We start from the raw sequence: 12,219 nt of genomic DNA on the forward strand, positions 1-12,219 counted from the left end.
CTTATTTTACCTATTATTTAACAATTGAGTAAATAAGAAAAATGCTTAATGTACAATTATTCACGATAATTTTTGCTTTTTCCTTCAACTTCATTCATATTATTAAAAAAATATCTGTTATGATAAATGTAATGACTTTATAAATACTAGAAATTATACTTTCGTATGTACACAAAAAAGTGTAAAATTGTTATTGCTACATACTAGTACCAACTATTAATTTTTGAAAGGATTAAGCCTATGGTTAATGCAATTATTATACTTTGTGCTTATATAATCGGGTCAATTCCATCCGGTTTATGGATTGGCAAGATATTTTATAAAATGGATATACGTGAACATGGCAGTGGAAATTTAGGCGGGACAAATTCATTTCGTGTATTAGGCAAAAAAGCAGGTCTCGCTGTTACCATTTTAGATATATTAAAAGGGACTGCAGCAACCCTACTTCCACTGATTCCATATTTTTCTGAAACACAAATACATCCGCTTATCTTAGGAGCAGTTGCGGTTGTTGGACATATGTTCCCTATATTTGCTAGCTTTAGAGGCGGCAAAGCAGTGGCAACTTCCGGTGGTGTTTTATTAGGGTATGCCTGGCCGTTGTTTATCATTTTAATTATCGGTTTCTTTATTTCATTAAAAATCACGAAGATTGTTAGTTTATCATCAATGGTTGTATCGATTATTGGTGTAATTTACAGCATTATTTACGCCTTTCTTACAGGTGATTATTCTTTATTAGTATTAGTCATCATATTAGCATCATTTATTTTCTATCGCCATCGAGCAAATATTAAACGAATTAAAGATGGTACAGAGCCAAAAGTTAAATGGTTATAGATTTGAACTAAGACAAGTTCTGAAAGGATGCAATCGACATGAAATTAATAATTTCTGATGAGGCTTTTCAATGGTTTAAAAGAGAAATGGAAGTAGTACAAGGGAAATCTATTCGTTTTTATGCGAGATACGGTGGATCTTCCCCTTTCCATGAGGCATTTTCACTTGGGATGACTCAAGATGAGCCGCATGACATTGGTGTTGAAACGGTCAAAGAAGGAATACATTTTTATATTGAAAAAGATGATTTATGGTTTTTCAATGATCATAATTTACATGTGAAATTAGATGTAATGATGGATGAACTTAAATACGATTATATAAAAGAATAAAAATTACGGCCGTTTGAACTAACTTTTACGACGGCCGCTTTTTATTACGGGAATGAATAAGGTTTTCTGCGAAAGATAATTTGCTTAAGTTTTTAAGTTTAATAAAATTAAAGGGATGTTCAGAAAATTATCCTTTCTGATCACCCCTTTTTTACTTTATGGCGAATTTTAAAATCGTTTCACATTAATAATTTCTTTTTCAAAACCAAGTTTTGTTACCATATTATTGTAGGCTTCAAGAACTTCTGGATAGGATGATTCAACCAGGGCTTCATCTACCTCCCCTTCAAAATCATAGCGTGCAGGTTCGAATGCACTACTAAAGGATTGTAACTTCTGTAAAAATAGTTGAACCTCGTCTAATTGCTTTATTGCAGAATCGATATTTGAATAAATTTGAAATGAATGTTTGTTGGCAAAAAATCTCTCAAATAGGTCAGAGCGCTCCTTCCCTTTTTTATGAGCCAACCGTTTTAAATCTTTCATACTATTAAGTACATTCCGCGCTTGTTGAACAATCATTTCTTCTGTATTCATAAATATTACGACCTTTCTTAAATATTAATAACTTTTTTAAAAACATAAATGTATTGTCATACTCTATACTATCACTTTTAATAAAATAAAACATTTATGAAAAACTACAATACTTCTATACATATAAAAAATAGTAAACCCCCAGTAGAGAGTAATATCTCTTTTGGGGGTTAATTGTTTTTATTAACAAGCTCAATCGCCTCATTTACTTCTGTTATAGGCTGATGGCACATGAAATTTTCACAAATATAAAATGCGGCGCTTCCTTTTAATTTTTTATAATTCATAGTAAATGGTGCAACATCTTTTAGTTCTTGAGGATCTTTACATACTAAATACGTAATTTCTGGATGAAAGCCATGGTGCAACTCAGTTAGAAATGGTTGTTGCTTATTAGTAATTTCACCGACTACAACTACTTCTTTCATTTTCATTAGCGTTGTTAAATAGGCCATTAACATGTAAGAGTGGCCCATCGGATAATCGTTAATTTGAAATGCAAACGCTTCGAATATTTTATAAACCGACTCTTCTAATTCAGAATCTCCAGTTAACCGTGCGAGCCTGAGCAACTGCAGAGCCGCTACGCTGTTTCCAGATGGCATTGCTGAATCATAAGTCTCTTTTTGACGAATAAGTAATTGTTCTGAATGAGAACTGTAAAAGTAAAAGCCTCCATCGGTTTTATCCCAAAATAATTCAAACATTTGTTTAGTCAAATTCTTTGCTTTTTTAAAAAAGAAATATTGTGGGTCGCTTCATATAATTCAATATAGCCCCATAACATATATGCGTAATCATCAATAAATCCTTCCTGCTTTACTTCCCCATCGCGATATCGCACCATAAGCCTGTCATTCACAGTTAATGTGGTTTCAATAAATTGTGTAGCTTTAAGTGCTGCTTCTAAGTAGCTGTTATTATTAAAAACTTTAGAAGCTTTGGCAAGGGCAGCAATCATAAGTGCATTCCATGCAGTTAAAATTTTATCATCCTTATGTGGGTGCACGCGTAATTCACGATATTCAAACAATTGTTTACGGGCACTTTCAAGGCGTTCTAATAACTCGTTTATCGTTAATCCATTTTGCTCTGCAAGCTGTGGAAATGATGAATCGATTAAATTAGGGATATTCTTACCATCAAAATTCCCGTCTTCTGTTATCCCGTAGGCTGCATTGTATAGCATTCCAAGATCATCACCAAGTACTGAAATAACTTCATCAAACGACCATAGGTAAAACTTGCCTTCTTCCCCTTCAGAATCAGCGTCTTCTGCCGAGTAAAATCCACCATCTGGAGAAGCAAGCTTTCGAAGTACGTAAGTTATGATTCCTTCTACAATTTTTTTATTGTCTTCAGAATTTGTTACTTGAAAACATTCTGTATAAGCAATAGTTAATAACGCATTATCATAGAGCATTTTTTCAAAATGTGGTACTAAGTATTCATCATCTGTGGAATATCTTGCAAAACCAAAGCCTATATGGTCATAGATTCCTCCTTTTTCAAGGGCATCTAGTGTTTTTACCGCCATATTAAGAGCTCGTTCATCATTTGTGTAATGATAATAACGAAGTAAAAACATGTAATGATGAGGTGTAGGGAATTTCGGTGCCGAACCAAATCCTCCATAAGACTCGTCAAACATGCTTAAGAAGGAACGAAATCCATTATGCACCGAAGTTTTAGATAGTATATCCTCCTCTTTAGCTTGCATAGTACTTTGAAGAGCTCTGTGTACTTGTTTTGTAACATCTTCAATTTGTTTCGCATCATTTTTATAAAGATTATATAGCTGTATAATTACTTCTTTAATACCGGGGATCTGTGGTCTACTTTCTTTTGGAAAGTAAGTTCCTACATAAAATGGGACCTTATCTTCGGTTAAAAAAACATTCAGTGGCCATCCACCATGTCCATTCATTAATTGGCAGACAGTCATATAAATGGAATCAATATCAGGACGTTCTTCACGGTCAACTTTTACAGAAATAAACCTCTCATTTAATAATTTAGCGACTTCCTCGTCTTCAAAGCTTTCTTTCTCCATTACATGACACCAATGACAAGTACTATATCCGATACTAACAAATACAGGTTTGCCTTCTTTCTTTGCTTTTTCGAAAGCTTCTTCTCCCCACGGGTGCCAGTCTACCGGGTTATAAGCGTGTTGAAGCAAATAAGGTGATTTTTCAGCAATTAATCGATTGGGTTTTTTATTTGTTGTCATAGAATCACTTTCTTCTTGTATTTACTATTACTTTACCCATTTCCTTATAAGCAGAATCAAAAAATAATGGAAACTTTAACTGTATATTTTACAAATAAAAAAGAAACCATTAAGAAAATTTATCTAAATGGTTTCTAACATTAGATTGAAATAAAATTCTTTTTTTACTAAGCCATTTCTTTTCGAGTCGTTTTAATATACTTGGTGAATATGTAACGCACTATTGGCCCCATGACAACGATTTGTAAAGGTAATGCCATAATGAAATTTTTCCCAAATATTGATAAGTACTGTGATACAATTAAATTTGAGTTAAAACCATTGTGGAAATAAGTTGTGGCTAAACCATAAATCGACATGAAAAAAGCCATACCAATAACCATACATGTCGAAATTGCTAGGACTTTATACAGTACTTTTGTTGTATTTGCTGTTAATTTCAGTGCTATTTTTTTAGCATTTGGCCCTACTATATACAGGTCAAGTATTAATGCAATAATAAACCCAATTAAAAAGTCAGATATTCCTTCTAGGAAAGTCATTTTTCCCAAAGTGCCATTAAGATAAAAATTATATAAGGTCATAATTAACACCATTCCAAAGCACATAATCATACCAAAATACAGACTTTCTCTTCTTGTTGTTGGCATAAGTCAACACTCCTTTCTATTCACAAGGAGTATTATAAAGAGTTGAATAAGCGCTTCGTAAGTGTACATTTTGTGACAGCGATAAAATTAAATTTATAAATGCTGCCTTTTTATTATTTGGAGATATTAGTTAACCGGGCATTATATAGGCACTTCTTAAATAAATAAAAACGAGTTTTAATCACTAGATCAACTCGTTTTTATTTATTGGATTTCAACTGTTCTTTCAATTGCTGTTGCATATGAATTGCAGCTGCAATTGCTTTTTTGTCATGTTGAATTTCTCCAGGTTTACTAGCTTTGCCTATTAAGTATCCTTCGAAGGACATGCCAAAAAAGTCGAATATATATTTAAACTGCTGGATTAATGGCAATGCTTTAATTGAAGGATTATCCCCTCCCACCACAATAACAAATGCTTTCTTTTTTGCTAAATCTGCTCTAAAATTCGGGTATTTTTTATCTCTTAAGGATTGTGACCAGCGATCAATGAACAACTTCATCGTTCCGCTCATGCTATACCAGTAAACAGGCGTTGCAAAGACAAGAATGTCATGCTTTAAAACTTTATCTAAGACGGTATTATAATCATCGAAAACTTCTTGAAACCCTGCTTCTGAATGTCGTTCATCTTTAATCGGTAGTATTTCAAACTCATTTAAATAAACTTTTTCAACAGGAATTCCATGAATAACCTGATCCGTCAACCATTCCGTATTCCCATTCTCTCGAGTACTACCATATATAACCGCTATGGACATATCACTTCTCTCCTTTAATAGCATGTTATTCAAAATCATTTAATGTAAGAACTAAATAAGATTTGCTTAAAATGCAAATGTAATTGAAATCATCTGATTAAAAAATAATAGCATGTGTATCATAAAAATGAACACAAAACCTTTTCATTTGTGTACAAAAATATGTAAGGAGATTAGACATGGATTTTAAAAATATAACAGTAGCTGGAAGTGGAGTTTTAGGTAGTCAAATTGCATTCCAGACTGCATTTAAAGGATTTAAAGTATCTGTTTATGATATTGATGAAGAAGCAATTGATCGTGCCAAAAACAGAATTATGAATTTAAAAGTTCGGTACCAACAAGACTTAGATGCAGCAGAGGAGGATGTTAATTTAGCATATAATCGAATGGCTTTTTTTACGGATTTATCTGAGGCTGTTAAGGATGCAGATTTAGTAATAGAAGCAGTACCTGAAGTCGTAGATATTAAAACAAATTTTTACAATCAATTGGCTCAAGTTGCTCCCGAAAAAACCATTTTTGCAACAAACTCATCCACTCTATTACCTAGCCAGTTCGCCGAAAGTACAGGGCGGCCTCATAAATTTTTAGCTCTGCATTTTGCTAATGAAATTTGGTTAAATAATACGGCAGAAATCATGAAGCACCCGAATACTGATAAAAAAGTATTTGAAGATGTCATTGACTTTGCTAAGGCTATTGGAATGGTTGCGTTACCACTACAAAAAGAACAGCCGGGCTATATTTTAAATTCATTATTAGTACCCTTTTTAGAAGCAGCACAAATGTTGCTATTAAAAAGAGTTGCTGATGTTGAAACAATAGACAAAACTTGGATGATTGCTACAGGTGCTCCTAAAGGGCCTTTTGCAATCTTAGATATTGTAGGTATAAATACTGCATATAATATTGCAAATGCAAAAGGAGAAGCTGGTCAAGAAGAGTTTAAAAAATTAGCTAACTTGTTGAAATCGGAGTATATCGAAAAAGGAAAACTTGGTGCAGAAACGAAGGAAGGCTTTTACACTTATCCTGACCCAAGCTATTTAAATAAAGATTTTCTTGAGTAGAAATCAAAAATAATGTGGGGCGACACCTTTGTCGCCCGCATTAGAGAAATTAATCCAGCATTGTAAACAGTCGACTATCGGCTAAATTTGTATTGATTGGAAGGTCATTAGCATTCCGCCCATATTGCCACGCCCAAACATTTGCATCACAATCTGGTGTAATCGGCTCAAATTTAGGTGCATCCTTTGCTTTTGTAACACCTAATTCTGGTTTGGCACTCCACAGCACAGCCTGATTCGCTACTCGTCTATCTTGACTTGCTGCTTCACAATAAGCTTCAACAAACTCACCTTCAGTCGGATCGTGGTAAAAACCAGGTTTATAATCTGTATTAAATAAATAATCTACATACCCTTTTATCCATGCACTATCTACATCAATAGAGCTGCCTATAGCTGCAAAAACAGGTGTACCCTTACGTATACCAAGTCGTTTGGCATGATATGCAGCATTCATTGCCACTACTTTTGCATGACTTTCGCCCACTGCCCGTCGGAAATCATTATATATTGGGAGCAGTTTAGTACCACTATTATGAAGAAGGTTAATCTCTTCCCTTGTTAAACCCTCTGCCATTCCTTCAACTCTAGTTAAATACCTTCCCCAAAATTCAGGTTTCCCATAATTATTTAATACAGAGTTATATAGCTCTCCTGTTATCGCCTGTGAAGAGTCTACACCCCAATGATAAGTAACCATTTAAGTACCTCTTTTCTTGATGATTTTAATTGTCAAAGTTCACTTTAAAGTTCAGCAAAACCCCTCTTAAATATTAATTAGGTAAATGACCTCGATTTTAAATCTCCATCTATTTATATGAAACTGTTAGGAAGTGTGTGAACAATGAGTGATAGGAGGTAATATGGGGATATGTTTTCAAATAAAAAAGGCGATACCTTTAGTTTGTATCACCTGCACAATAAGATAATTTGTTGGCGTCAATTTCTCAACTCATACTTAAATAAATCCGCATATTCTTTTGAAGTTTTAATTTGCACTGTTAGGGAGCCTCTACTATAGTAAGTTTTGATTAATAATGGAATTCCAGTTGTATTCTGAAAACGATAATCTAATCCACCGAATGAGACTGTAGCATCTCTCCCTCTCGGAACATATTTAACATCTTTCGAATGATGATGTCTTTCAATTGTTTTTACATCTAACTGATCTATTGCATTGAAAAGTGTAGAGGAAGTTTGGCAAATACCACCGCCAATCCCCATTACTAATTTTCCTCGAACAATCTCAGGCGCTTCCTGATAGCCTGTAGTAACATCTCTTGGACCGACTGTAGTATTAAAAGAAAAAATATCTCCGCTCCCCACAATTACGTTATTGATTGCAATTGAAGACAGCTCAATATTTTTACTTCTACCTATATTCGCTCCATTAAAGTATGTGGTATAGGATGCTAGTGCTACCTCATGTAAATGCGGGACATCCTCAGCATCATATCCACTTTTTATATAGAGCAAAGGAAGTTCTATTTTTCCCCCGGTAAATAAGCGTTCAACAATTTTTTCTACCAATTCTTTTTCATTAATTACAACCATTGACTTCCCCTTTATAATACTGCCATCTTCATCAATGCGATCTAATATTATTGGTTTGTTATAACCAATTTTTGTTTCGGACCCGTTAGCAAAGCTGTGAACCCATTCAGTTATTTCCTTTAAGTATGTTTCGAATTCAGTTTCTATTCTATAATCTTCTCTCTCAAAGGTTTTTACTACATTTTCCGTAACTGGATCAATTAATTCTATTGTACCTTGAGTTTCTAATTCCTTCTCAAATGGTTTAGTTTCAAATGCTGTTGCGTTAGAATCGATTTCATATATGTTGTTTATTGTTAAAAAGATTGATAATAAACATACTTTCTTCATCATCATTTCCATATAATCCAACCTTATCCGCTTTGATAGATGTAATTTCTATAACTTATCGTGCCCCATAAATCATCATTTATGAAAATAAAAAAACCTTGTACTTTTTTGATATGTACAAGGTGGCACATCTTTATTCAAATACTCCGTCTCGAACGATTGTTGACTGAACTTTAACATTTACTTTCAAATTTTTATATATCTCATGCCATTCTTCTTCTGTTAATTTTGCATTTCTAGTATCTGCTCTATATTTTTCACCGAAACCAAAATGATCTGAATGTAATTCAATGCTCTTGTTAACAATTCTTGAAATTTCACTTTCTAATATTTTATTAATGCCTTTTTCAAGTTTTTCAACTATTGTTCGATCAGCTGTTGAAATGCTTGAATGAATTTCTAGAAGACGGCATTGGACTATTACTTTTAAATCAAATTCAGGTACAGCAGGATCTACTAATTTCATCTGTCTATAAGATTTAATTGAGTCGATTGAAATTGGAATTGTTTCAAGGTCATCTTTTGCAGATAAACCCTCACTTGGCAATTCTAGTTCTAGAGTTCCGTGCCTAAATTTACCCCTGGCCATCATTAAATATAGAGTGTCTTCAATTGGAAACTCGCCTACCATCGCGCCCTTATGAAAAAGAGCAGTTCCTGAAATTTCTATATTCTCACCATTTTTTTTTACTATTGGTATTAGAGGATCCCGAAGTGGACTATAAAAATCCCGTACTACTTCATGTAAAGTAGAAGAAACTGCATTTTGCTGTTCTATATTATGCTCAATAATACCATAGATATGCTGTCCAATATCTGTAACATTTGTATATTGTCCCTCAATTAAAGTCTGTGCTCTATCTTCTACTACTGCTACATAAATGCTGGTGCTTATTTCTGAATTCATAATAAGAGCATGAAGCATTTCATCCAAACCTTCTTTTGCAATATCCTCACCGAATAATACGACCCTCATTTGACCAGCCACTATTTTTTTAGATGATTCAAGGTTCACTTTTAGACGGGTTTTTTCGCCTGTTGCTTCTGTTTCAGTATGTGTATTAACCGTGCTTTGATAATCCGGATTTACTTGTCTAACGACAGAAGTTACTGTTACTTTATCCTCATCTCCGGCATCATACCCTATTAATGTAACTATTCCTACTCTTTCTAATATTTTAGGGTCTGCACAGCCGATTACTAAGACAATGGATAATAGCAATGAGACTATTAGTTTAAATTGTTTCATCGTTTTGCACCTTTCGCTTCGTAAAGAGCTTTTTAATTAAGGCAAATATAAACAAAATAAAAGGGTAAATAAAAACAATAATAAAAGCGATTTTTGAGAAAATATTATTAACCATTTCAATTTGTGAACGTGTGTTAATAAATAGGGTCAAAATAAAAATAACAATTGAGAAACTCCAAACAAATTTATTGGGAGATATGCTTTTAATTCTTATTACCCCCCTGTAAGCTGCCCACAAATATATACACAGATTCGGAAGTATAATAATCATCCACCCACAAATTATGAGAATTTCAATTCTTTCAAAAAATGGTAGCTTGATCATACTAAGCATTGATAAAGTTGCCCAAATCAATTTATTTAACTGTTCACCATTAAAATACGTTAAGGCAATAAGCATTGTTGTAAGATAAACAAATAAAGTGGTAAGCAGCCCGATGTGAACATACTTTCCAACTTTACTCTTTTCTTTTACATTCGGATAAATAAAATTGATTAACTCAAATCCTGCAATTGTAAACGTCATGGAGTATACGCCCTTTAACAAATTAATCATATCGTTGTCTAATATTGGTAGAAGGGAATTTATATTTGCATATTTTAATGGAACTAATAAAATAATTGGAATAGCTAAAGTAAAAAGAAAATTTATTGTACTAATACCTATAATAATTCTGAAACCGCCAGTAAAAGTATATATTACAATTATAAGTAGTGAAATGTATAGGAAAGATGAAGCGAGATGTGGAAACACCCAAGTATTTATAACTTCTTTATAATTTATTATTATTGATACAAAAGCGAAAGAACAATATAACACATATAAGGTATTTAGAAAATTACCAAAATGCTTTCCAAAGATCATCTGATGAATGCCATATAAATCTTGGTCCTGAAACATTTTCAACGTCTTTATCATAATAAAGGCAACAAAATGCGCATATATAAAGCTTAGTATGACTGCTATCCATGCATCCTGCTTTGCATCTTGATAGACTACTCGTTGAAACCCGTGAATGCCGACTCCAATTTGACAAGCATTAACAATAATGATGAGAAGGAAAGCATTAATCTTCTGATTAACACTTATATGTAAAGAGTTTTTCAACCTTACACCTTCTTCCCGCCATTTTGTTCATTTATTGGGTGCTCATTATTTCCATCTCTAGTGTTGACTGATTTTCTTTTAATTAGTGGCAAAGGCAATCTAATAATACTATCTGGCCAATCCTTAAATCTCGGTGGATAATAAGGAGCAGTATAAGGTGCACCTAGACTTGATTGTTTTAATAAGTGAATCAATAATATGCAAAATGCCAGCATAATACCATAATAACCCCAAAAACCTGCCAATACGATTATCGGAAATCTCAACACCCGGATAACATTACCCATTGTATAGTTCGGTGTTGTAAACGACGCTAATGCACATAATGCGATAATAATAATTAGAATGTTGCTTGTTATTCCAGCTTGCACCGCAGCAGTTCCTAAGACAATACCTCCAACGATACCAATTGTTTGACCAACTTTTGTTGGCAATCTTAAACCTGCTTCTCGCAGTAGTTCAATTATTAATTCTAAAAAAAGCGCCTCAATTATTGGTGGGAACGGAACTTTTGCCCTCGATTCACTTAAAGGAACTAGCAAAGGCTGTGGAATTACTTCATAGTGAAATGTTAGAGATGCAACATATATCGGCGTTAAAAAAATGGATAAAAATACAGCAACGAATCGTAGTAAACGAACAAATGTAGTGATTGGCCATCGTAAATTTTGGTCCTCTTTACTTTGAAAAAACTCAAAAAAAGTATAGGGACAAAGAATAGCCATTGAACTTCCATTTACGACAATTCCAACCTTTCCACTTAATAATCCATCAGAAAAACGATCTGGCCGTTCTGTTAAAAGCATTTGAGGGAAAATAGAAAATGAATTATCTTCTATTAATTCTGCAAGTACTGCACTATCAATTAAATCTGCTATATTTAGGTCTGAAATTCGTTGTCTCACTGTATTAACATGAGTTTCTGCTGCTATTCCATGGATATAGAGCATAGATACTGTTGTTTGAGTATGTCTACCTAGGGTGAATTTTTCATTACATAAATTGGGGTTTGTAATATATCTGCGAATAAGGGATAGATTTGTATTAATATTTTCATTAAAAGCAATTTGCGCTCCAATTACTTGAGATTCGTTTTCCGGAGCTGCTAATCCCCGTGATTGATAAGAAGAGATTTTAGCAATAACAACTTCAGGCTGTCCGACAATATGGATTAACGCTGCCCCAATTAACATTTCATTAATACTTTTATTTAATTTGATCGATAGGTTGATCTCAGGTATTGGTAATATTGAATGAATTTCACTAGGTGTAATACTTTCTTTATCTTTTAATCCATTTAATACTAATTCATTTAAGCTTTGTACATCCACCAAATTATCAATATAGACAATTGTAATCGTTGGCGAAACATAGCGAATAATTAAATCTGCTGGTGAATGTGTTTTATCTTTTACGGATTTAATAAAATCGTTTTTGTTAGGATATATTGGTAAATCTTCTTGGTTTTCTTGATTTTGCTGATTTGGTTGTTTATCTTTTATCCCAGCCAATTTTTTCTTTAAGTTTTTTTTCATACTTTTCACATTCT

At 33.3% G+C, this 12,219-nt stretch carries 11 protein-coding genes and 1 pseudogene; 3 read left to right on the forward strand and 9 right to left on the reverse strand.

Going from position 1 to position 12,219, the window contains the following annotated elements:
• Positions 1–240: 240 nt before the first annotated feature.
• Both plsY and MKY04_RS10545 read left to right on the forward strand, forming a co-directional pair.
• Entirely contained in the window at positions 241–843 is a 603-nt protein-coding gene (gene plsY / locus MKY04_RS10540; protein ID WP_346235843.1) for a glycerol-3-phosphate 1-O-acyltransferase PlsY, read from the forward strand.
• Positions 844–881: 38 nt separating this feature from the next.
• Positions 882–1,175 carry a HesB/YadR/YfhF family protein gene (locus MKY04_RS10545; protein WP_126296233.1) on the forward strand — a complete coding sequence of 98 codons (294 nt, stop codon included), beginning with the start codon at positions 882–884 and terminating at the stop codon, positions 1,173–1,175.
• Positions 1,176–1,343: 168 nt separating this feature from the next.
• Here MKY04_RS10545 and MKY04_RS10550 read toward each other — a convergent pair whose 3' ends face one another.
• The 4 genes and pseudogenes from MKY04_RS10550 to MKY04_RS10565 form a co-directional block, all read right to left on the reverse strand.
• Positions 1,344–1,712: a hypothetical protein gene (locus tag MKY04_RS10550; protein WP_346235844.1), complete on the reverse strand. Its 369-nt coding sequence runs from the start codon at positions 1,710–1,712 to the stop codon at positions 1,344–1,346.
• 170 nt (positions 1,713–1,882) lie between these two features.
• Positions 1,883–3,945, reverse strand: a pseudogene (locus MKY04_RS10555) (thioredoxin domain-containing protein).
• 167 nt (positions 3,946–4,112) lie between these two features.
• The gene (locus MKY04_RS10560; RefSeq protein ID WP_346235845.1) at positions 4,113–4,595 is read right to left on the reverse strand and encodes a DUF2798 domain-containing protein; all 483 of its coding nucleotides are present in this window, start codon (positions 4,593–4,595) and stop codon (positions 4,113–4,115) included.
• A 200-nt stretch (positions 4,596–4,795) separates the two neighbouring features.
• Entirely contained in the window at positions 4,796–5,356 is a 561-nt protein-coding gene (locus MKY04_RS10565) for a flavodoxin family protein (RefSeq protein WP_126294810.1), read from the reverse strand.
• A 179-nt stretch (positions 5,357–5,535) separates the two neighbouring features.
• On the opposite strand from MKY04_RS10565, the gene MKY04_RS10570 reads away from it, so the two are divergent.
• On the forward strand, positions 5,536–6,429 hold the full coding sequence (locus tag MKY04_RS10570; RefSeq protein ID WP_346235846.1) for a 3-hydroxyacyl-CoA dehydrogenase: 894 nt from the start codon (positions 5,536–5,538) through the stop codon (positions 6,427–6,429).
• 49 nt (positions 6,430–6,478) lie between these two features.
• Here the strand turns inward: MKY04_RS10570 and MKY04_RS10575 are convergent, their stop codons facing one another.
• From MKY04_RS10575 to MKY04_RS10595, 5 genes are all read right to left on the reverse strand, one after another.
• Entirely contained in the window at positions 6,479–7,129 is a 651-nt protein-coding gene (locus tag MKY04_RS10575) for a glycoside hydrolase domain-containing protein (protein WP_126294812.1), read from the reverse strand.
• Positions 7,130–7,368: 239 nt separating this feature from the next.
• A complete protein-coding gene (locus MKY04_RS10580; protein ID WP_346235847.1) occupies positions 7,369–8,325 on the reverse strand; it encodes a VanW family protein in 957 nt (318 codons plus the stop codon).
• Positions 8,326–8,446: 121 nt separating this feature from the next.
• The gene (locus MKY04_RS10585) at positions 8,447–9,562 is read right to left on the reverse strand and encodes a Ger(x)C family spore germination protein (protein WP_346235848.1); all 1,116 of its coding nucleotides are present in this window, start codon (positions 9,560–9,562) and stop codon (positions 8,447–8,449) included.
• Positions 9,549–10,670 (reverse strand): GerAB/ArcD/ProY family transporter, encoded by a 1,122-nt coding sequence (locus tag MKY04_RS10590; protein ID WP_346235849.1) that lies wholly within the window; start codon positions 10,668–10,670, stop codon positions 9,549–9,551. The genes MKY04_RS10585 and MKY04_RS10590 overlap by 14 nt, the downstream gene beginning before the upstream one ends.
• Positions 10,671–10,672: 2 nt before the next feature.
• Positions 10,673–12,205, reverse strand: coding sequence for a spore germination protein (locus MKY04_RS10595; protein ID WP_346235850.1), 1,533 nt, complete (start codon positions 12,203–12,205; stop codon positions 10,673–10,675).
• Positions 12,206–12,219 lie beyond the last annotated feature (14 nt).

It is taken from the genome of Lysinibacillus telephonicus (assembly GCF_039654155.1).
Lineage (GTDB): Bacteria > Bacillota > Bacilli > Bacillales_A > Planococcaceae > Ureibacillus > Ureibacillus telephonicus.